The organism is Actinomyces sp. ICM47 (genome assembly GCF_905369875.1).
In the GTDB taxonomy this organism is placed as follows: domain Bacteria; phylum Actinomycetota; class Actinomycetes; order Actinomycetales; family Actinomycetaceae; genus Pauljensenia.
Genome location: NZ_CAJPJE010000040.1, coordinates 1 through 22,082, shown reverse-complemented (window position 1 = coordinate 22,082; position 22,082 = coordinate 1). Strand labels below are relative to the sequence as shown.

Annotated in this window: 16 protein-coding genes and 1 pseudogene; 10 read left to right on the top strand and 7 right to left on the bottom strand. The window is 67.5% G+C overall.

From position 1 onward, the window contains the following. A pseudogene (locus QZ149_RS07970) lies at nt 1–238 on the top strand (IS256 family transposase); the annotation flags it as partial. A 1,181-nt stretch (nt 239–1,419) separates the two neighbouring features. Here the strand turns inward: QZ149_RS07970 and QZ149_RS07965 are convergent. Then, the gene (locus QZ149_RS07965) at nt 1,420–2,103 is read right to left on the bottom strand and encodes a superoxide dismutase (protein ID WP_291450823.1); all 684 of its coding nucleotides are present in this window, start codon (nt 2,101–2,103) and stop codon (nt 1,420–1,422) included. Between the two features lie 177 nt (nt 2,104–2,280). Beyond that, the gene (locus QZ149_RS07960) at nt 2,281–3,249 is read right to left on the bottom strand and encodes a DUF808 domain-containing protein (RefSeq protein WP_291450822.1); all 969 of its coding nucleotides are present in this window, start codon (nt 3,247–3,249) and stop codon (nt 2,281–2,283) included. A gap of 65 nt (nt 3,250–3,314) precedes the next feature. On the opposite strand from QZ149_RS07960, the gene QZ149_RS07955 reads away from it, so the two are divergent. From QZ149_RS07955 to QZ149_RS07935, 5 genes are all read left to right on the top strand, one after another. Next, entirely contained in the window at nt 3,315–5,015 is a 1,701-nt protein-coding gene (locus QZ149_RS07955; protein WP_291450821.1) for a methyltransferase, read from the top strand. 178 nt (nt 5,016–5,193) lie between these two features. Next, nucleotides 5,194–6,381 (top strand): SWIM zinc finger family protein, encoded by a 1,188-nt coding sequence (locus QZ149_RS07950; protein ID WP_291450820.1) that lies wholly within the window; start codon nt 5,194–5,196, stop codon nt 6,379–6,381. Beyond that, a complete protein-coding gene (locus QZ149_RS07945) occupies nt 6,348–6,587 on the top strand; it encodes an SWIM zinc finger family protein (protein WP_291450818.1) in 240 nt (79 codons plus the stop codon). Before QZ149_RS07950 ends, QZ149_RS07945 begins: the two co-directional genes overlap by 34 nt. Next, nucleotides 6,584–9,037: a DUF6493 family protein gene (locus tag QZ149_RS07940; protein WP_291450815.1), complete on the top strand. Its 2,454-nt coding sequence runs from the start codon at nt 6,584–6,586 to the stop codon at nt 9,035–9,037. Before QZ149_RS07945 ends, QZ149_RS07940 begins: the two co-directional genes overlap by 4 nt. Next, entirely contained in the window at nt 9,034–11,670 is a 2,637-nt protein-coding gene (locus tag QZ149_RS07935; RefSeq protein ID WP_291450813.1) for a DUF6493 family protein, read from the top strand. The genes QZ149_RS07940 and QZ149_RS07935 overlap by 4 nt, the downstream gene beginning before the upstream one ends. A gap of 101 nt (nt 11,671–11,771) precedes the next feature. Here QZ149_RS07935 and QZ149_RS07930 read toward each other — a convergent pair whose 3' ends face one another. The 5 genes from QZ149_RS07930 to QZ149_RS07910 form a co-directional block, all read right to left on the bottom strand. After that, entirely contained in the window at nt 11,772–12,035 is a 264-nt protein-coding gene (locus QZ149_RS07930; protein ID WP_227236715.1) for a Txe/YoeB family addiction module toxin, read from the bottom strand. Nucleotides 12,036–12,037: 2 nt separating this feature from the next. Further along, entirely contained in the window at nt 12,038–12,307 is a 270-nt protein-coding gene (locus QZ149_RS07925) for a type II toxin-antitoxin system prevent-host-death family antitoxin (RefSeq protein ID WP_291450811.1), read from the bottom strand. A gap of 435 nt (nt 12,308–12,742) precedes the next feature. Then, complete coding sequence (locus QZ149_RS07920; protein WP_291450810.1) at nt 12,743–13,168, bottom strand: YjdF family protein; 426 nt, start codon at nt 13,166–13,168, stop codon at nt 12,743–12,745. 155 nt (nt 13,169–13,323) lie between these two features. Further along, on the bottom strand, nt 13,324–14,349 hold the full coding sequence (locus QZ149_RS07915) for a DUF1266 domain-containing protein (protein WP_291450809.1): 1,026 nt from the start codon (nt 14,347–14,349) through the stop codon (nt 13,324–13,326). 225 nt (nt 14,350–14,574) lie between these two features. Beyond that, nucleotides 14,575–15,609 carry a DUF1266 domain-containing protein gene (locus QZ149_RS07910; protein WP_366488384.1) on the bottom strand — a complete coding sequence of 345 codons (1,035 nt, stop codon included), beginning with the start codon at nt 15,607–15,609 and terminating at the stop codon, nt 14,575–14,577. A gap of 401 nt (nt 15,610–16,010) precedes the next feature. On the opposite strand from QZ149_RS07910, the gene topA reads away from it, so the two are divergent. From topA to QZ149_RS07890, 4 genes are all read left to right on the top strand, one after another. Then, nucleotides 16,011–18,776: a type I DNA topoisomerase gene (gene topA, locus QZ149_RS07905; RefSeq protein ID WP_291450807.1), complete on the top strand. Its 2,766-nt coding sequence runs from the start codon at nt 16,011–16,013 to the stop codon at nt 18,774–18,776. Then, nucleotides 18,776–19,771, top strand: a complete 996-nt coding sequence (gene tmk, locus QZ149_RS07900; protein WP_291450806.1) for a dTMP kinase — start codon at nt 18,776–18,778, stop codon at nt 19,769–19,771. Before topA ends, tmk begins: the two co-directional genes overlap by 1 nt. Further along, nucleotides 19,768–20,961 (top strand): DNA polymerase III subunit delta', encoded by a 1,194-nt coding sequence (locus tag QZ149_RS07895; RefSeq protein ID WP_291450805.1) that lies wholly within the window; start codon nt 19,768–19,770, stop codon nt 20,959–20,961. The genes tmk and QZ149_RS07895 overlap by 4 nt, the downstream gene beginning before the upstream one ends. A 35-nt stretch (nt 20,962–20,996) precedes the next feature. Continuing rightward, on the top strand, nt 20,997–22,082 hold a 1,086-nt coding region (locus tag QZ149_RS07890; RefSeq protein WP_291450804.1), incomplete at its 3' end, for an alpha/beta fold hydrolase.

Below are 22,082 nucleotides of genomic sequence, written 5' to 3'. Positions count from 1 at the left end.
CGGCATGCGCCTGACCCGACGCATCAAAGCCGTGTTCTGGTGGTGCTACACCCACTCAGCCCACCCGCAACCAGCAGCGACAATCCTGGCGACCATGCCCACCGACACATACCTCGAAAACGCCTGGTATCAAGCCTGTCAAACCCACCAAGCCACCGGCACCATCCCCGGCTGGGGCGACGCAATCTGCTTCAACGAACTCCACCACACCACCCCCTACCACAACACCTGGGACTAACCCCTCAACCAACACGTTTTGTCCTATAACCCTGGCTGCCTGCGTGGTGTGCCTTGCTAGGCCGGGCTGCTTGGTGTGCCCGTGGGCGGCGGCCCGCCCGCGAGCCGTCCGCGCTGCGAGCTTCGCTCGGCGCGTCGTCTCGAAGCCCGGCCAGGCCCCGCCGCCGCCCACGGGCACCGCAGCCTGGCCCTCCGGACCCTCCGGCACCCTCCACACCGGCGGCGCTTGTGTCGCTGTGACTAGCCCGGCCCGGCCCCGCCCATGGGCGCCGCAGCCATGTCCGCTGGTCTTGCGGTGCCCTTCATGCCTGCGGGGTTGGGATTAGCCCACTGTGCAACGGTCTCCAAGTGGGCGGCGATGGGTCTTTGTGGTATGAGGAGCTGGCTGACGGAGTGTCGCCGACGTGTCGGAGTCTCGAGTAGTGCAAGCCCCCTTCGGGTGGCGGTGAGATCACGGTTCGCGGTGGTGTCGTGCCCAAAGTGCAGACCACCTCGGCGAAAAACGCTGAAAACGGGCTGTTATGGGCGAAGTGGTCTGCGTTTTGGGCGCATCGGTACCTGTCATAGCGCGTTGCTCGCACGTGAGCCTGCTATTGCGAGTGTTAACCCGCTATGTCGCACGTAAACCCGCTATCTGGAGCGTGGGCGGGGCTGCCCACGCTCGTATTAGCGGGTCCACGTGCGGATTGGAGGGTCGACGTGCGGATTGGAGGGTTGGCGCGTGCGTGAGCGGTCCCACGTGCGAAATGTTGGGGGCACATGTGACTGAACTGATTCGCAACGGCTCCCCTTGCTGCTCTGGAAGAGATTGCGCGGGCAGTGATGGCAGGCGGACCCGAGCGCGAATTAGTGGGCCCGCGTGTGGCTGAGTTGGTCTGGAAGAGCTGGAATCGTCACTGTGGCGGGGTTTGTGTGCGCCGCCCGCTCCGTAATCTTTGCCCGGAATGCGACGAAAGAGGCGGGATCCCGAAGGATCCCGCCTCTGCTGCGTGTGTGTAGGCGTGGTGGTCGCGTCGTCAGCGTCACCAGCGCCCGGGCCGCGTGCGGGGGCATGGGGGAATTGCGTCATGAGAGCCACGACATGCCGACGACACGCCGTCACGAGGCGTCTAATGGTGCAAAACCCCCATCTCGTCGCGGCGACTGGCGCGCAGGGTGACCACGGTCACAGGACGTGGATGCTCAGTTCTTCCACCAGCCCTTGACGGTGTCGACCGCGTGGGCACCGAGGTCGGACAGCGCGGAGTGGGCGTTCACCAGGCCGGAAGACAGGCGAGCGGCCTGGAAGCGGGACGCGACGTTCTCCCAGTTCACCAGGTTCCACCAGGCCTTGACGTAGTCGGCCTTGACGTTGAGGTAATCCAGGTAGAAGGCGTGCTCCCACATGTCGATCATGAGCAGCGGCACGGCCGCGACCGGGATGTTGCCCTGCTGGTCGGTCATCTGGTAGGTCACGAGGCGCTTGCCGACGGTGTCCCACGCGAGGACGGCCCAGCCGGAACCCTGCAAGCCCAGGGCGGCGGCGGTGAACTGAGCCTGGAAGGACTCAAACGAGCCGAAGAACTCGTCGATGGCGGCACCGAGCTCGCCCTCGGGGCGTGACACGCCCTCGCCGGTCATGTTGGTCCAGAAGATGGAGTGGTTGGTGTGGCCGCCAAGGTTGAAGGCCAGGTTCTTCTCCCACAGGTTGATCGCGGCGAAGTCGCCGACCTCACGGGCGGCGGCAAGCTTCTCCAGCGCGGTGTTCGCGCCGGCCACGTAGTTCGCGTGGTGCTTGTCGTGGTGCAGCTCCATGATGCGCCCGGAGATGTGGGGCTCGAGAGCGGAGTAGTCGTAGGGCAGGTCGGGCAGGGTGTAGATGGTCATGATGCTCCTCCTGGGCGTCGTCATCATTTGGCTGTTGACTCCAAGGGTAGTACTTTAGTCCCGGATTGCGAAGGGGTTGTGTGTCACCTTTCGCGGATCGCGATCAACGACGAGGCCGGGGCAGGGGAACGCGATCACGCATCCTCCGCCCCGGCCTCGTGAAAAAGAGGGGGAAACTCAGGCCTTTCCGCGCACGCGACGCACGAGCGCGGAAGCCCCGACGACGATCCACGCGACGACGGCACCGAGAATGACACCGAAGACGCCAGACAGGACGGTCTCGACGAGCCAGGTCACGAAGCCGCCCGCTGCGGACACCGCGTGCTCGGCGGTCTCGAGGATGTGGTGGAAGACGCCCACGCCGACCTCGGCGAGGTTCGCGATGACGAGGTGGCCGCCGACCCACAGCATCGCGACCGTGCCGACGACGCCGATGACGTTGAAGATGTGGGGCATGATGCGCACGATGGTGCGGCCCATGTTGTCGACGGGGCCGGGACGGTTGTCCTCGGGGTCGAGTGCGCCGCGAGCCAGGTGGACGCCGAAGTCGTCGGCCTTGACCAGCAGGGCGACCAGCCCGTACACGAAGAAGGTCATGAAGAATGCGACCGCGATGAGGACGGCGACGCGCATCACCCCGTGCTCATTCGACAGGTTGGCCATGGAGACGAGCATGATTTCGGCGCTGAGGATCAGGTCGGTGCGGGTCGCGGAGGACACGATGCTCTTTTCGAGTTCCTCGGCGGAGGCAGCACCCCTCTCTTCGTGGTCCTCGTGATGGCCGGGTAGCCATCCGAGCTTCTCCAGGACCTTCTCGCCGCCCTCGAAGCACAGGTACGCGCCGCCCACGACGAGCAGGAATGGCAAGACCTGCGGTGCCAGCCACGTGAGCAGCAGCGCAATCGGTAGGATGATAAAGAGCTTATTAATAAGGGAGCCGCGCGCGATCTTGGCGATGATGGGCAGCTCGCGTTCCGGACTCAGGCCCGACACGTACTGGGGAGTGACGGCCGTGTCGTCGATGACGACGCCGACCGCCTTGGACGAGGCCTTGACAGCGTTGGCCGCCACATCGTCGATGGATGAGGCCGTGACTTTCGCGAGGGTCGCGATATCGTCGAGCAGGGCGACAAGTCCTCCGGACATGGGTTTCCTCCTTTGACCCTCGTGTGGGTACCCGCGCATTGTACGCGCGGGGATAGTCTAGAGTCATGACAACTTCCGCACCCGTTCCCGCCCTCGACCGTGACATGATTGCGCGCCTGCGCGCCGACGTCATCGCGTCGAGCTGGACGACCGACACCTTGGATGAGCTGCTCAGCGATGGTGCTCTGTCCGCCCTCATGCGCGATTCGCGCCTACCCGCACTGGTCGAACTCGCGGGCGTCGACGCCCCCGCAGCGACCTTGACACGTTTTTTTATCGGCGGACAGCCCGAGCGTGCCTCGGCCCTGGACGCGGCCCTGCCGACGCTGGGCGCGGCTGGCTTGGAGACCCTCGGCCTCGCAGCCACCATCGACGAGGACGAAGCCGTCTCCGCTCTCGTCATGCCCCGCCCGTGCTCTAAGTCCGCGCCCAAGCGTGAGCGCGCGCAGGCGGGCGAGGGGGAGGAGGCCTCGTTCCCGACGGCACCCGCCCTGCCGACGATGCGCGATCCCGACGAGGAACCCGAGCCCGAGGTCGTGGTGGACCCGTGGATGCGCGCCCTGTACGATCTGCGTCCTCACGCGGCGGCCCTGCCTGGCGGCGAGCGCGAGTGGTGGGTGACCTCGGACCTGGGGGAGGGACAGACCGGCAAGCCGTTGGCCGATCACCACGTGATGGGCATCGGCGGGGCGACCCGGACGCTGCTGGAGATGACCGTGCGCGATCAGGTCGACTCGGCCCTGGATGTGGGCTGCGGCTGCGGCATCCAGGCTCTCTACCTGGCCACGCACGCGCGCCGCGTCGTCGCGACCGACGTGTCGGCGCGTGCGTGCGCGCTCACCCAGTTCAACGCCGCCCTCAACGAGACGACGATTGACGTGCGCGAAGGCTCCCTGTTTGAGCCGGTCGAAGGTGAGACCTTCGACCTGATCGTCACGAATCCCCCCTTCGTGATCACGCCAGATACCGTGCGCTGCGCGTCGGGCATGCACGAGTATCGTGACGGCGGCATGGATCGCGACAACCTGATTGCCGCAGTCCTGCGCGGTGCCCCCTCTTGCATGGCACCCGGCGGCACGCTCCAGATGCTCGCGAACTGGGAGATTCCCGCGAGCCGCAACCCGGACACGCAGTGGTCCCAGCGCATCGACGAGTGGCTGGACGGCCTGCCCGTGGACGCGTGGGTGGTCCAGCGTGACGTGCTCGACCCGGCGCGCTACGTGGACATGTGGATCCGCGATTCGGGCGGCCCGCTCATGGCGCGCGCCGACTACGAGCGCGCCTACACGTCGTGGCTGGTGGATTTCCGTCGCGCGGGCACGGGCGCGATCGGCATGGGCTTCGTGGCGCTGCGCAGGCTCGACGAGGCCGAGGCAGCCTCGGGCGGCAGGCGCGCCTTCGACCTGTCCCTCGATGGGCACGCCCCGCGTGGGCGCGACGTGTCGTGGGCGCTGGCCTCCCTGCGCGGCCCGGAGCTGTGGGACACGGTGCTGACGCGCGCCTCGGACGTGCGCGAGGAGCGCCACTACGTGCCGGGCAGCCCGGATCCGGAGCTGCTGATTCTGCATCAGGGCGGGGGCTTGGGCCGGTCTGTGCCCGTCTCGTCGGCGGTGTCTGCGGTCGTGGGTGCCTCGGATGGTGAGCTGACGGTCGGCCAGATCGTGGCGGCCGTCGCGATGCTGACTTCCGTCGAGGCCGACGACGTCCGCGCTGAGGTCGAGGCACCCCTGCGCGACCTGATCCGCTGGGGGTTCTTGACGTACTGAGTGTTGTTGCGAGCGTGGGCGGGCGCGGCTGTGAGAGGCAGTCGCGCCCGCCCGTGCCGTATCAGGTGAAATGTGTAGCGTCATTTCGGGCGTGTTGTGAACGCGGGTGGGCGCGAAGTCGACTCCAGACGTGGGGACCCTGTGTTAGCCTGGCGCCACAATGACGCGAAGGAGCGACATGGACTACGAGCTGGCCTACCGCTACGGTGTCCCCTCGCGCTTGGACGAATATGCGGGACTTGCGCTGGCGACCTCGGGAGGGTCCACCCCCGAGGGGGAAGCCGCGTGCCCCTATTTCTTCTCGGGATTTATGGAGCGCCCCGACGTGGTGGCCGCTGGCCTGCTCGCGGTCGCACGCGTGGCGCGCACCCGCTTCTACGTGCCGCCCGGCATGGTCGTTGCTCCAGGCGGTGGACTCACCCGCATCGGGATGCTCGACCCGGTCGTGACCAACACGGCCGAGGGCCTGCGCTTCGAGTCTTTTAGCGTGTGCTGCGGCGTGTACGCCAGGCTCGACGTGGAGGCCTCGGCCCTGGACGCCGCTCACTGTGCGGTTGGCGTGACCAACGTGGACGTGAACCAGCCGCTGCGCGCCGCCCTGGCGTCGCTGCGAGCTGGGGAACCCCTGCACTTGGGTGTGGGTGAGGAGGGGCTGACGGCCACGACCCTGGACGAAGAGGTCACGGAGGAGAAGGTGCCGTTGTCCCTGCGTTGGTTCAAGGGCTTCGCGGAGACGCAGATGCTCTCCTCCGCAATGATGCCCCTGCACACGTTGAACGCCGCGCAGGCCCGCGCGTTTATCCGAGGCCTGCCGAGGTCCAGCGCGACGGGAACTGTCATGTGGGCGGGCAGGGCCGTGCGCGGCTTGCGCCTGGGAACCAGGCCTGCGCCGGGGGCCGCATGCGTCGCCGGTCCCGAGCGGCTGCGGGTATTCGAGCCGCTCCTGCACTTGATCACCTCGCTCGAGGCCTACGGACCTGACGTGGACGCGGGCAGCGAGCCGGTCGCCTCCCTGTGGGTCGCCCGCATGCCGGGTGCGCGGCTGAGCGTGGGGCTCAGTCCCGCCAAGTCCCGCGGCTTCTCGGGGGAGGGGGCGGTCCTGGCTTCCCTCGGCAACCCGCGTGTCGAGGAAGACGCGGACACGCTCTCCGCCCTGCTCTCCTTCGAGCCGCGCATCGACACGCAGCTCATGGCGTCCCGCTCCGGTCTGGCCCCTGACCGGGTGGCTGGCGGCCTGGCGCTCCTCGCTTCGAGCGGGCAAGTCGGCTTCGACGTCACCGAGGGTGCCTACTTTCACCGCCCCCTGCCGTCCGCCCCGACGCGCTCACCGCGATGCACCCGCGCCTGTCGGGCGCACGCACGCTGATTGAACGCGGCGCGATCACCCGCGAGGAGAGGGCACGCTTCCGCGTCGCCTCGGGTGCGAACCGCTACCGGGTGGAGGTGCCCGCCGACCCCTATGCCATCGGCGAGTACAGCTGCACCTGTCCGTGGTGGATGAAACACAGGGGCGGGCGCGGTCCCTGCAAACACGTCCTCGCCGTCTGTTTGGTCTTGAAGGAGGAATCGTGAGCAACATCCGTTGGCTGCCCGACACCCTGGATGAATGCATGGACTTTTGGAGGCTGCATCTGTGGGTGCGGCAGCACCCGGACCAGTGGACGCTCGACGAGGTCTACGCGCGCATGCTGGAGATCAACGGGGGCCCGCCCACGGATGGCGACCTGAGCATGAGTTCCCGGCTGTCCGGCCCGTGGTTGGACGGAATCGGCTTCCTGCGCCTGGCTGAGTTGAACGGCGACCTGGCCCTCGAGCATGACGAGCGGTACCTGACGGCGCTCATCGGCCTCGAACCCGGGCTGCAACTGCCCCTCATGCGCGCCGATCAGGAGCTGCACGAGGAGCTGGTGTGGGGGATACTCCGTCAGGAAGGCAACAGCGGCGTGTCGCTGTCCTCCTCCGACCGTTCTGCCACCATGGGTTCGAGGCTGTCGCCCGGTTGGTCACGCACACTCGAGGCCAGCGTCAATGAGGGACTTGTCGACCGGGATCGCCTCATCGATGCTCTCCTCGATATGCTCGTCGCCGACCTGCCCTCCGCTCGCGCCGGCTGGTACTCGCGCACCCTGCGCCTGCTTGCCATGACTCTTGACGAGGCCGAATCCCGCCAGGTGGTCCTCTGTACCCTCATGTCCTCTCCCGTTGGGCCGACTGTGACCCTGGCGGTCGGGCAACTGACCGCCCTTGCCAAGGCCGGTCGCCTCGACCTGGAGCTGTTTGTGCGCAGCTGCGAGGGCGCGCTCATGGGATCGAAGGCGAATGCCCTGCGAGTGTTGGGGGTCTTGCGTGACGGCCTCGGGGCCGTGGAGGACACCGAGGTCGAACCCCTGCTCGGCGTTGCGTTCTCCTTCCCGGACGCGCAAGTGCAGCGGGCGGCGCTGGGCCTCGCGCGCGACTACGTGACTGCCAGCCTCTTGACGCGCGAGAGCGTCGCAGCCATCGTGAGCCAGGCTGACCTGGACCCGCTGGTTACCCCCGAGGCACGAGAGTTCGTGTCCGCCGGAACGGTGGGCGACCGGCCCAGCCCCGGCCTCGTCCACGAGGCGCGAACTCAGGTCGAGCCTGAAGCCTTCCTGCCGCCGCCCGGGGAGGTGGCCGACCTGGTACCGATGAGCGCGGAGGACGTGAGTGGGCGGGTGAGCGTCCTGGCCGAGAAGGCACAGGTGGGGCTCGAATACGAGCTGCTGCTTTCTTTTCTCGTCTCCCCCGAGTTTGACCCGGCCGTGCTGGAATCGTTGCGCCCGCTCGTGCGGCGCCTGACTGGGGGTGTGCCGGGGTCGCAGCAGATGCTCGGGGTGTTCCTGCAGCTTGCACTCGATGGGGGAACAGCCGGGACGGAGGACCCCTTGGAGTCTGCGCGGGAATGGTTCCGAATAGAGAACGTGCCGACCCACGTGACCCAACGCATCAGAGAGGTGACAGAGCTGCTCGCGGGAGGGCAGCGGTACCGCCTGTTGGCCACGCCTACCGATGACCGGGGAGCCGTGAATCCCCTGACACTCGTGCGCCGTGCCCTGGACAACGGAGACGCCGCGCCCCCTCCCGCAGACCTCACCCAGGCGCTGCTGCGCGTAGACACCGAGCATCCGGACTGCCCAGCAGCGCTCGCGCTCGCGCAGGAGCGGGAGGGGGACCTGCCACCCTCCGCCGTTGCCCGCATTCGCCTCGCCCTTGAGGGGGTGGTGCGCAGACGTGCCGAGGGCTACCTGTCCTCCCTTTCCGTTATGTGGGAGGGGCACCCCGCCTACGAGTCGCGCAGCGGGAAGCCGAAGGTCGCGCGTGACGGCTCGCCCGTCTATGCGTTCTTTACTCCTCGCATCGCCGGCGCGCAGACGGGCGCGACGGGAGCGGAGCTGAGCGTGCTTGCGCAGATCACGGGTGGAGCGGGAAACTACTCGTTCCATCGCTACACGTACCCCGCCTCAGCGCGTCACTTCGCGGTGTGTCTGCTCGCCTCACGGTGGAACTTCTTCGATTCGAGCGGGCTGACCGCCGACTGCTACCGGGCCCTGTGTGAGCACGGCGGACGCTGGGATTCGCTGTCCGCGGGGCTCCTCGGCCAGGCGATGGGCGAACGCGAGGTGGAGTCGCGTGCCCTCGGCGTCGAGGCCTTGGCCTCCCTGATGGCACGCGGGGACCTTTCCTTCGACGAGGCCGTGGCCGGCTTCGCGGCTGTGGCGCACACCGTGAAACTGAACCGGTGGGCGCAGGCGTTCAAGGATTTGGGGAACGTGGACCCCCGACTCGCGCTGGACCTAGCGCTCGCGCTGCTTCCCGGTCTTGAGCGTGGGCGTACGGGCATCGGGCAGCTGCTGGGCGTCGTCACCGTGCAGTACGCGCGGGCGCAGGCCGAGGGGTGGGCGCCGCCGCTGGGCGAGGAGCTTGTTGGCTGGCTCGCTCTTTTCCGAGGGACCTCCCAGACGGCCAGGTATGCTCGCACGCTGAAAGAGAAGGGACAATGACCGCGCCTGCGACCCTGGCTGAGCGCCGCGCGGCTCTCAAACGCCTCCTTGCCTCCGGGGAGAGCGCCATCGATGCCTACGAGCGGGTGCTGGAGGGGGCATCGGAGAAGGACCGGCGCTCCCTGTTCAAGTCCGTGCCCTTCACGCGACTCATTCCGCCAGCCGTTGAGTGGGAGTGGGACGCGGTCCCCGAGGACACGGTGTGCATGTGTGCGTTCCTGCGCGCCGCCCTGGCTGGGAGCGATGACGCCGGCGACGACTACGGTGCCCGGTGGTCGGGGCGCCGCGGCGGTGACCCGCGCGAGGGAACGGACCTGGAGCGTCTGCTCGCCGCTCACAGGTGTGGCGCGGCTCAGCGCAGCGGCGAGTGGCTCGAGGAGGCCACCGGCAGCCCCGGCGGCGTTGCCTTCTGGCACACCTACCGCACCATTTTGGCCGAGCGTGGAGCGTACCTGACCTCCGCGCCCTCCCTGGAGTACTTCGCGCGCAGGATCGTTCCCGCGCCTCACCCCACCTCGGATGAGAAGCAGCGCTTCTTCGAGGAAAACCCGACCTTCCTGGAGCACGAGTTCTGGCAGTTCTTCCGCGTCGAGGGCGCCCTGCCCGGCTCGGCGCTTTTCGTGTGGATGTACCGCGAGGACCCCTCCGCGCCCGGCGGAGACTTCGAGCGCCTGCACAGCCACGACCTCGTCCGCTACATGGCGACGCGCCTCCCGCACCTGCGGCCCCGCATCCTCTCCGAGTGTCTGGCCGCCCAGAGGCGCGACTTCTCCGCCTACAACGCCCGCGTCTTCTCGCTGGCCTGGGAGGCGCTCGAACCGACGCGCGAGGAGAAGGTCGCGGCGGCCTCGGACCTCATCGCCCTGCTCGGGGCCGGACCCTCGCCGACGGTGTCTCTGGCGCACAAGGCCCTCGTGGGCCTCGTCGGGGAGCTGTCGGTGGAGCAGGTGGACGCGCTCGTGCAGGTCAGCGCCCGGGTCCTCGCGCGCTCCGAGAAGAAGCTGCTGCGCGCGTACCTGCGCCTGCTTGCCGCCCTCGTCAAGGCCCATCCCGGGTGCGCGGCCGCCGTCAGCGACGTCGTGGGTGCCGTTGAGTTTCCCCTCGACTTGCGAGATCGTGCCGTCACGCTCGTTGTGGCCCCCGCGACTTCCGGGGACTCTGACGCTTCCGGTGATCCTGCGGACGAGGCCGGGGCCGGGTCTGCGGGGACGGCCGCCCTCGGTGCGACCGCCCAGGGACGCGAACCCGGGGAGGGCGCCCAGGCCTCGTGGACGTTCCCGGACGCCCCCGCAGCGGACCAGCCGCGCACGACGCACACCGCCAAGCTTCCCGACGACAACGACGCGGCCGTCGCGGCGCTGCACGCCCTCTTCGAGGACACGGCTGCGGGCGCCTCCCTGCCCGCGCTCCTGACGCGCATCAGCGGCGAGGGCATCGAGCTGGCGGAGGCCGACAAGGTGCTGCTCGCCAAGTACTGGCGGAGCGCGCCCAACTGGAAGGGAGCCAACCAGCTGTCCTACCTGGCCTCGCGGCTCCTGCGCGACGTGGAGGTGGAGGGCGCGCCCGAGGCCGGCCACTTCCGCGGCTACCGGCGCAAGGGCAGCGAGTGGGAGCAGCACCGCGGCCCGGTCCGCCTCCTGCACGAGCAGCTGCGCGTCGCATTGCGCGACAAGCCCTACGACAAGCCGAACGGTCAGGACATGTACCGCTTCGACCCGATCCTGACCGAGCCGCTGGAACCCATGGAGGTGCAGTGGGAGCGCCAGATTATCCGTGCCCCCTATCAAAAGCCGGTGAGCGTCGTGCGCGGCGAGTACACCAAGACCGATGACATGCACGAGACGTGGGTGATCCCCGGGCAAACCCCAGCCACGGGCGAGGACTCGCTGGCGGGCGCCCTCGCAAACGTCGCTGGGGTGGCTCCCGAGTTCACCGGGCGGCTCCTGGAATCCGGGGACTACCGGTCGAGCGGCGTCACCTACGCGTGGGCTGCCTGGGCCCTCCAACACAACCCGGATATTCTGGCCGCCCACGCGATGCCCGTCCTCCAGGGCGCGTTTGTCAAATTCCCGCAGGTCATTGCGCCCTTCGAGGTGATCGTGCGCGCGCTGGGGGAGGGGTGGCGGGCGCCGGGCGCGCCCACCTACTCGGCCCTGGCGTGGGCATCCACCGCCGCGCAGACACACTATCGGGCCATCGCCGCCGAGGCCATCGCCCGCCTCGCCGACACCGGGCGATACGACCAGGCGGCCATGGCTGGTGAGTTCGGCTACCTGCTGCGCAACGGGTGGTTCGGTCCCGGGAGGGTCACCCAGACGCTCACCGACTGCGCGTCCATCTCGGCGCTGGCCGGCTACCGCGTCGCCCAGACCATTGCGGCGTTGCTGCCGTCCTTGGCCGGCGTCAGGGGTGCGAATCGTATGGTCGAGGCCCTGGTGGCGCTCGCGGGCGACTACGGCATGAGGGTGTGCGTGCCCGATGAGCTGCGCCCCAAGATGAAGGGATCGAGTGCCCTGGCCAAGGTGCTGCGGGCGCTCGACGCTCTGCCGGACGCTCCGACGGGTCTCGCGCGCGAGGCGGCGGAAACACTCGGCGCGGCGCGTCCGCGCCGAGATGGAGATACCCCTGCGTGACCTGATCCGCTGGGGATTCCTGACGAACTGAGCGTCGTTGCGGCGCTGTGCGTCAGGGTGTCGTTGCCCGTCCTGTGGGCGTGGCCCGGTCCTCGTGAATGCTACTGGCCGTAGTGGAAGCGGCAGGCAACGATTTCGACCGTATCTTCGGTGATGCGATAAACCAATCGGTTACGTCCGTCGATCCGACGCGACCAAAAGCCGGTGTATTCGTAGCGGAGAGGCTCAGGCTTGCCGATCCCCTCGTTCCCGTTGCGCTGGATATCCGCAATGAGGGCGTTGATGCGCTTGAGGGTCTTGCGGTCCTCGAACTGCCACCAGACATAGTCGTTCCAGGCGTGTGGGGTCCACAAGACTTTGAGCATCGTTAGTTCTCCTCGTCAGGGATATCGATGAGATCGTGCTCTTCGAGGTTGCCGTGTCGCAGCTGTGCGATCGATTCGCGCAGGTGGCGGGCGTTTGCGGGGGACTGCATGAGGTAGACGGTCTCCATGAGGGACTCGTACTCGTCGAGGGCGATGATGACGACGCTCTCGTGGCCCTGCCGGGTGATGACGATTTCCTCGCGGTCGTTGACGACCTGGTCGAGAACCTCGGCGTAGCGAGCGCGCGACTCGGTGTAGGTCATGATCTTCATGGGTGCTCCTCTGCTCGCCTATGTACAGAACATTGTACAGGAGGTGGGGGTGTGTGTCTTCAGTCTGTTGGCGATGCACGGAAGTACTGCCTCCGCGCGGGGGCCAGCTACTGCGGGACTGCTGGCGCGAGGCCTGCTACTGCGGTGGCCTGCATCGCGACGTCCTCCACCAGGGAGGGAGAGGGCCGAACGTTCTGGATAGGAAATGCCGATTTGGATAGGAACCGCGATTCTGGACGGGTTATTTTCCTATCCACAACGTCGTAAGCTATCCAGTTCGTGCTTTCCTATCCACTTCGTGGTCGCCCGTGTTCGCCCACTTCCTCACGTGGACCCGATGATGCGCCCGTGGGCCTGACGATATACACCTGGGCAGCGCCGCCTACGCGCAGGTCATGGGGTTTACGTGCGTGTCAAAGGGTTAACGTGCAGCCCTTAGTGGCCGCGGTGGCGAGCTTTCGCTTTCAGGCGGGCGAGTCGTCGTTTCTCTTCAGATTTCTCTCGTTTCTCCTGCCTGGTTGTGGAAGCTCGTTCTTGTGCCGTGCGTTCGCGTTCCGCTTGAATTGATGCCTGTGACGCAGTGGAAGGAAGCGCACGGCGAGCGAGGCGAGACGCTTGGCGCTGTGCGCGCTTAGGGTTGTGGTGCGTCGTCTGGCGTTGGGCTATATCGGGCGTCCAAGCGGCCTCGTCGAGGCGGCACAGGAGAGCGTTAGCGTGAGCGAGAAGGAACTCGTAGAACTCCGCGTCTGAGGGCTGCGCGCCGAACACGATTCTAACGGCGCGAACGCGGTCGGCCTCGTGGCGCTCAATGACGCCGACCCAGAACTGACCATCGAAATATAGTGTGGACTCCGTCTTCATTACTCGTCTCCAGGTACACCACGGTGGACCCGATGACGCTGGATTCTGCTCGGGGCAGCGACGGATGCGAGGCATCGCCCAGACTTCCTACTGGACTGTGCGGTTCGCGTATCAGGACTGACGACTTATTCTACGTCCTGTGCGCGGCGGCGTGGCTACTGGACGATCGGCTTGCCGCCGATGGACATGGGGGCGCGGGTGCGCGTCTGGGTGTCGAATTCCCTCTCCCAGGCCGAGGCGTCCTCCCAGCCCGAGGGGGACAGCAGGTGCAGGCCGCCCTCGGTTGCGAGCACGTCGAGCAGGAGGAAACGAGACGTGGGGGAGGGGAGGTCCCAGGGGATCGCAGTCCACAGGCCGTTCTTTCCGATAAGGAACTCTCCGCGGTTGCGGTCGTGCAGGTCGTTCTCGGCCTCCTGTGCCTGCCCTTTGGCGGCCCACAGCCAGCGGGTGAGGCGGAAGGCATCCCAGGCCTCGTCCCATGAAGAGTAGGACATGTGAAGCGTGTGGTTGATGATCGCGAGGGTGTCCCAGGCTTCCTCGTCCGTGATGAACCCGAGGGCCGCGCCCGCGCGGATCAGCATGGCCGCGCGGATGAAGTCCCACGCGCCAAAGTCCACGTCGTTGATGCCGCGGTCGTTGTTGAGGAAGCGGTGGATGCGCCAGCGTTCCTCCCACGCGTCCGTCTGCTCGTCGGCGACCTCGTTGAGGCGCGCGAGGCGGTTCTTCACCCACGAGGGGTTGCCGCACTGCTCGCGCGTGTGTCCAAAGTCTTTGCGGTGTCCCTTCTGGAGGAGCCAATAGAGTTGGCGGAGCAGCTCTAGGCGGTTTGTGACTTCCCAGTCGTGCGACAGCATCTCCTTAGTGGAGCTGGGTTCGGACACAGCGAGCGCGTCGACCGGGTTGCCGTGGCACAGCGCGTAGGGGAAGGACGGTGCGAGCAGGCGCGCATGGACGTCGGTCGCCAGGGCCTTGCGCGATCCGCGCAACTTGGGTGTGTGATGCTTGTTGAGTTTGTCCCACTCGTTGCCTTTGCCGGCCTTGCGCACGTCCGTCGGCGCGGGCATGGCTCCCTTGGATCGGGTCAGAGCGTCCTTGATGAAGATGATCGGCAGGCCGACGAGCACCACGATGACCGCCAACATCACGGGGATGGGCATCTCAGAGACGACATTAGGAATCACGGTCACGATTGTGCCCGATGGAGACTCGCTCACACAAACGTTATGCGCGCGGGCATGGACGAGGCCTGGGTGACGTGCGCGGACCCCGACCGTTCTGCCGGTGGCGGCGCACAGCCGGGGTCCGTGCGTGGACGTCGGTGCTCAGGGCCTTGCGCGAGCCCGTGACCTTCATCGTGGGACGAGGCCGTGGCCGGCTGAGGCCAGGCCGGGCGCGGTCGCGGCGCGTCAGTGGACGATGGGCTTACCGCCCATCGCCAGGGGAGCGCGCCAGCGCGCCTGCGCGTCCAGCTCCCGCTCCCAGGCCGAGGCCTTCCGCCAGTTGCTGACGGAGAGCACCTGCAGGCGACCGATGGCGGCGACCGCGTCGAGCAGGAGGAAGCGGGACTCAGGGATCGGGGCATCCCACGGGAGGGACTTCCATAGGCCGCGCCTGCCCAGCAGGTACGCGCCTCGAGCGCGATCATGAATGTCGTCGACCGCCTCCTCTTCCGGTCCTTCGGCCGCCCACAGCCAGCGGCCGAGACGGTAGACCTCCCAGGCCTCGTCCCACGAGGAATAGTGCATTTGCAGCGCGTGGTTGATGAGTGCGAGAGTGTCCCATGCCTCGTCCTCACTGAGCCAGCCGAGCGCGAAGCCCGACCGTGTCAGCATCGCCGCGCGCATCAAATCCCAGGCTGCGAACTCCACGTCCTGGATGCCCCGATCATTATTCAGGAAACGATGGATGCGCCAGCACATCTCCACGTCCATCGTGGACTTGTCAACGGTCTTGTCCAGGTCCTCGAGGACGCGCTCCACCCACTCGGGATCGGCACACCTGCTGCGCAGGGCCGCGTACCCCTTGCTATGGTCGCCGCACAGGAGCCGATAGAGGCGCGTGACGAGGTCGGCGCGGTTCATGATCTCCCAGCTGTCTTCGAGCATCTTCCGGGTATCCTCGACGCTGGCGACCTCGAGGACGTTGACCGGGTTGTCGTTGCACAACGCGTTAGGGAATGAGGGAGCAAGCAGCCTCGCGTGCGGATCGGACGCCATCGAGGCGCGCGACCCGCTCACGACCGGCACGTGCTCTGCGCTGGCCTTTTTCCATTTCTTCGTCTTGCCGGCCTTTCGCAGGTCGGCGGGTGTGGGAATCCTGCCCCGCGCGATAGCGACAAGATCGTCGAGCAGGCCGTGCAAACACCACAGGACGAAGACGCCGAGGGCGAACCACACGGGGGCTGGAATCTGAGACAGGAAGCGTAGGATCACGTCTCGCATTGTGCCCGACGGGAGGAGATTTCGCCACAATCATAGGAGATGACGACCGGCCCCTTGGCACCCAGGTCCTTGCTTGTTCTCCCAGGTGACGGAGAATCCGGAGGAAAAATCGGCAGAGGGGGCCTGCGAGGGGTGAGCGCGACCGGAGGAACCGATAGGGAGGTGGTCCAGCCACGACAAGCCGACCGCGATGCGTTTGTTACCGTCGTAGCGGAATACGCGCGCGCGAGAATCAGCCCCCGCCCCGTCCATGTCAAGCGCGACAGGCGTGAGACGCGCGGAGGTGGCCCAGGTACCCAGATGTGGGTGGGACGCGGTAAGGTCCTCCCAGATGCCTCGGCGCGTAGACCCGCCGGTGAGGTGCTACAAATACTGGGGAAATAACGGGGAAGGGACAGGGAATGTCAGCGACGAAGCTCGTGATCGTGGAGTCTCCTGCGAAGGCCGCCACCATTGAGGGATACCTGGGTCCCGACTACCACGTAACCGCTTCCATCGGCCACATCCGTGACCTCCCGCAGCCCTCCGAGCTGCCCAAGGATATGAAGAAGGGGCCATTCGGCCGCTTCGCTGTCAACGTGGACGAGGGCTTCAAGCCGTACTACGTGGTGAACCCGGATAAGAAGAAAAAGGTCACCGAACTCAAGAAGCTCCTCAAGGAGTCCGACGAACTCTTCCTGGCAACTGATGAGGACCGCGAGGGTGAGGCTATCGCGTGGCACCTCCTGCAGGTCTTGAAGCCGAAGGTTCCCGTGCGCCGCATGGTTTTTCACGAAATCACGAAGGAAGCGATCCAGCGCGCCCTGGAGAACACGCGCGATCTGGACACCGACCTCGTGGACGCGCAGGAGACCCGCCGCATCCTCGACCGCCTCTACGGCTACGAGGTCTCGCCCCTCCTGTGGCGCAAGATCCGCCCGTCCCTGTCGGCCGGCCGCGTGCAGTCTGTGGCTACGCGCCTCGTGGTCGCCAAGGAACGCGACCGCATGGCCCACGTGAGCGCCCAGTACTGGTCGATCGACACGGCCTTCACGTCGGCGGGCCAGGCCTTCGGTGCGCGCGTGTCCTCCGTGGATGGTCACGCCATCGCGACCGGTTCCGACTTCAGCGAGAAGGGCGAGTTGAGCGCGAAGGCCACCAAGGCCGGCGTCCTGCATCTGGACGAGGCCACGGCCCGCTCCTACGCCCGCGCGCTGGAGGGCGCCCCGGCCTCGGTTATCGACTCGGTGACCCGCAAGCCCTACCGCCGACGCCCGGCTGCCCCCTTCACGACGTCGACCCTCCAGCAGGAGGCGTCGCGCAAGCTGCACTGGAACGCCTCCTCGACGATGCGCACCGCCCAGTCCCTCTACGAGTCTGGTTACATCACCTACATGCGTACCGACTCTACGGCCCTGTCCAGCCAGGCGATTCACGCGGCTCGTGAGCAGGCCACCCAGCTTTATGGGGGCGAGGCCGTGGCCGAGGCCCCGCGCCTGTACGGCACCACGTCGAAGGGCGCGCAGGAGGCGCACGAGGCGATCCGTCCCGCCGGCGACCACTTCCGCACGCCGGGCGAGGTGGCGGGTTCTCTGTCGAAGCAGCAGCTGGCCCTGTACGACCTGATCTGGAAGCGCACGGTCGCCTCGCAGATGGCCGACGCGGTCGGCTACACGGCGACGATCCGCGTGCTCACCGGCATCGAGGTCGACGGCGCGCGCCACGACGTGCTGTCCTCGGCCTCGGGCACGGTCATCACCTCTCCGGGCTTCCGCCTGGCCTACCAGGAGGGCCGCGATCAGGGGCGTTACGACGCAGAAAAGAACGATGCGGAGAAGACCCTGCCGGACGTTGCCGAGGGCGACGCCGCGACCCTGACCGAGGCCACCCCCGACGGCCACGAAACCCAGCCCCCGGGCCGCTACACGGAGGCCACGCTGGTCAAGACCATGGAGGAGCTCGGCATCGGCCGTCCCTCCACCTACGCGGCCACCATCCAGACGATCGGGGACCGCGGGTACGTGACGCACCGCGGCCAGTACCTGGTGCCCACGTGGTTGGCGTTCTCCGTGACGCGCCTCCTCGAGGAGAACCTGGCGAACCTGGTCGACTACGACTTCACGGCCTCGATGGAGGGCGACCTGGACCGTATCGCCGCGGGACAGGAGAACGGAACGGACTTCCTGACCGGATTCTTCTTCGGACCCGACGGCACGGGCGAGCGCGGCGGCCTGCGCCACGACGTCGCCTCGCTGGGCGACGACATTGATGCGCGCGCCGTCAACTCCATCGACCTGGGCCGCGGGGTGACGCTGCGCGTGGGCCGCTACGGGCCCTACATGGAAAAGGCCGACGGGACGCACGCGAACGTGCCGCCGGAGGTCGCCCCCGACGAGCTGACGGACGAACTCATCGATCAGCTCTTCGCCCGCGCCGCCGACGATGGCCGCGAGCTGGGCGTCGACCCCGCAACCGGCCACACGATCATCGTCAAGGACGGCCGCTACGGTCCCTACGTCACCGAGGTCCTGCCCGAGCCAGCCGAGGGCGCCGAGGAAGGTGCGAAGAAGACGAAGAAGAGCGCCGTCAAGCCTCGCACCGCCTCGCTGTTCAAGACCATGGACATCGCCACCGTCACCCTCGAGGACGCCCTGTCGCTGCTGTCCCTGCCGCGCGAGGTGGGCACGGACCCGGCCTCGGGCGAGGTCATCACCGCGCAGAACGGCCGCTACGGCCCCTACCTGAAGAAGGGAACGGACTCGCGCACGCTGGCCTCGGAGGACCAGCTGCTCACGATCACCCTGGACGAGGCCCTGGCCATCTACGCCCAGCCCAAGACCCGCGGCCGTGGCACTGCCCGCCCGCCGCTGCGCGAGTTCGGTGAGGACCCGATCTCGGGCAAGAAGGTCACCGTCAAGGACGGCCGCTTCGGCCCCTACGTGACGGACGGCGAGACCAACGTGACCGTGCCGCGCGCCGAGACGGTCGAGGACCTGACGGCCGAGCGTGCCTACGAGCTCCTCGCCGACAAGCGCGCCAAGGGGCCCGCCCCCAAGCGCACGCGCAAGACAGCCGCGAAGAAGACAACGACCAAGAAGACGACCGCGGCGAAGAAAACGACCACGAAGAAAACCACTGCGGCCAAGAAGACGGCCACCACCAAGGCCGCGACGAAGAAGGACAGCTGATGGCGGCGCGAGGAATGTTCATCACCTTCGAAGGTGGCGACGGCTCCGGGAAGTCCACGCAGATCCAGTCCGTGCGCGACTGGTTCGAGAGCCGTGGCCGCGAGGTCATCGTCACCCGCGAGCCGGGCGGCACCGAGCTGGGAACGGAGATCCGCCGTCTCGTGCAGAACGGCCCCGAGGACGTGGATGCACGCACGGAGGCCCTCCTGTACGCGGCCGACCGCGCCTACCACGTCGCCACGGTCATCCGCCCCGCCCTCGAGCGTGGAGCGGTCGTGCTGGGGGACCGCTACATCGACTCCTCGCTGGCCTACCAGGGCGCGGCCCGCTCCCTCGGCGTCGATGAGATCGCCTCCCTGAGCGCGTGGGCGACCCAGGGCCTCTACCCGTCCCTGACCTTCCTCCTGGACCTGCCTCCGGAGGTCGGCGCGCGCCGCCGCACCGATGCCCCGGACCGTATGGAACGCGAGTCCATGGACTTTCACGAGCGTGTGCGCCACGAATACCTGCGCCTCGCCGATGCCGAGCCCGAGCGCATCGTCGTCATCGACGCGGTGGGCACGGTCGATGAGGTCTTCTCTGAGATTCGCGGCGTCCTCGTCGAGCGCTTCGACGGCGGTTCCAGCACCATCGACGAGGCCGTGGACGGCTCCGCCGGATCGGTGACCGCCGCGGACACGGACGCTGAGGCTCCGACTGAGGCTCCCGCTGAGGCTGAGGATGTCGCTCCCGAGGTTGCCTCCCCCGAGGCGTCGACCGAGGAAGCCCCTCTCGCCGACGCCCCCGAGGCCTCGGCCCCCGACACCGCGGACGAGGAAACCGCCACTGACGAGGCAGCCCCCATCCTCGTTGACGCCCCCGAGGCCACCGCCACCCGGAAGCACCGCGCCGCCAAGGCCTCGCACAAGGGCAGCACCGAGAAGCGTTCCTCGCGTAAGCCCGCGACCATGGTGGGTGCCCTGGGCGAGTCCCAGGGCGCGCTGTGGGATGAATGATGAGCGTCTGGTCCTCGCTGGTAGGTCAGGACGCGGCGGTCGCTAAGCTCAGCGAGGCCGCGGCGTCTGCCCGCGCAATCGTCGCCTCCCGAGGCAGCGGGCGTACTTCCGACGAAGCCCGCTCCATGAGCCACGCGTGGCTCATCACCGGCCCGCCCGGATCCGGCCGCTCGGTCGCAGCCCGCGCCTTCGCGGCCGCCCTTCAGTGCACCGGAGCGACACCCGGCTGCGGGCAGTGCCCCGGCTGCCGCACGACCATGGGACGCACGAACGCGGACGTGCTCTTCGCGGCCACCGAAACCTCGATCATTAACGTCGAAACCGCGCGTTCACTCGTGCTGCAGGCGCAGTCCTCGCCCTCCCAAGGCCTGTGGCGCGTCATCGTCGTCGAAGACGCCGACCGCCTCGGCGAGTCCGGCGCGAACGCCCTGCTCAAGGCCATCGAGGAGCCGCCCGAGCACACCGTGTGGCTGCTGTGCGCCCCCAGCCCCGAGGACATGATCGCCACGATCCGCTCGCGCTGCCGCCACCTCGGCCTGCGCATCCCCACCGCGACCGCGGTCGCCGACCTGCTCGTGCGCGAGGGCGTCGCCACCCCCGAGGTCGCCCTCGAAGCCGCGCGCGCCGCCCAATCCCACATCGGACTAGCGCGCGCTCTCGCCCGCGACCCCCAGATGCGCGAGCGCCGACGCAACATCATCACCGCGCCCGCCTCCGTGCGCAGCGTCGGCGAGGCCGTCATGGCCGCCGACCGACTCCTCGAAACAGCGAAAGCCCAGGCCGACGCGCAGGTCAGCGACCGCAACGCCCGCGAAAAAGCCGACCTGCTGCGCCAACTCGGCATGGAGGAAGGCGAAAGCGCCACTAAAGCCTCGCGCACGATGCTCCGCCAGCTCGAAGAAGACCAGAAACGCCGCTCCAAGCGTGCCCTCACCGACGCCATCGACCGCGCCCTCATCGACCTGCTTGCCATCTACCGCGACATTCTCATGGTGCAGGTCGGCGGTGACGGCGAACTCATCAACACGGACCTGTCCGAGCTGGTACACCAGATCGCACACGACTCCACGTCCCACCAGACCCTCGCGCGCGTCGACCACATCGAAACCGCGCGCAAACGCCTCGTCGCCAACGGCAATCCCCTCCTCGTCCTCGAAGACATGGCGATTTCGCTGCGCCCCCAGGCCTAAGTCCCGCCCGCACGAACTCCGTTACAATCGGGGCCATGAAAACACGCTCAATCGCGGCCGCAGCCGTCGCGATCCTCGCAGTCGTCGCGATCATCCTGGCCGTCGTCGGTTACTACGGGATCCAACGCTTCAAGACACCTGCGCCCACCAAAACCGCCACGGCCTCGTCCGCGCCCATCGATGTCCAAGGCGGAGACATCCAGGCGTACTACAACCAGGGCATCACGTGGGGCAAGTGCGCGCAAGGCACCTTCGACAGCTACCGAGGCGTCAACAGCTCCGACCCGAACGAGTACCAGTGCGCGTTCCTCAAAGCGCCCCTGGACTGGGACAACCCCGACGGTGACCAGATCACCCTCGCCCTCGCCATCCACCGCTCCGGGGCCAAGGATGCACCCGCGCTCTTCATCAACCCCGGCGGCCCCGGCGGCCCCGTTGTCTCAGCGCTGCCCTACTACTCGGCCCAGGGCCTCGGCGAATCCGTCGTTAAGGCCTACGATATCGTCGCGCTCGACCCGCGCGGCGTCGGCGACTCCACCCCCGTCTTCTGCATGACCGACGAGGAAAAGGACGAATATAACGCCGGTGCCGAAACCGACGGCGTCGATGACAGCCCGCAATCCGCGATTGCCGAGGCCGAAGAAGGCTCGCGCGACCTCGCCGACGGGTGCCGCGACCACTCCGGCTCCATCTTCGAACACATCGACACGGTCAGCGCCGCGCGCGACTTCGACATGGTGCGCGCCGTCCTCGGGCAGGAAACCCTGAACCTGCTCGGCTACTCCTACGGCACCTTCCTCGGTGCCACCTACGCCGGGCTCTTCCCTGAGCGCGTCGGCCGCTTCGTGCTCGACGGCGCCCTCGACCCGACCCTCAGCGTCAACGAGGTCTCGGCCCTCCAGATGCGCGGCCTCGACGCCTCGCTCCAGCACTGGATCTCCGACTGCGCCACTCAGGCCACCTGCCCGATGGGACGCAACCTCCAGGAGGGCATCGAGACCGTGCGTTCCTTCCTCGACTCCCTCGAGGACAACCCGATGCGCACGAACGACCCGAATCGTCCGCTCACCGAAAACCTGGCCGTCACCGCGCTGACCGGCGCCATGTACAACACGCAGTGG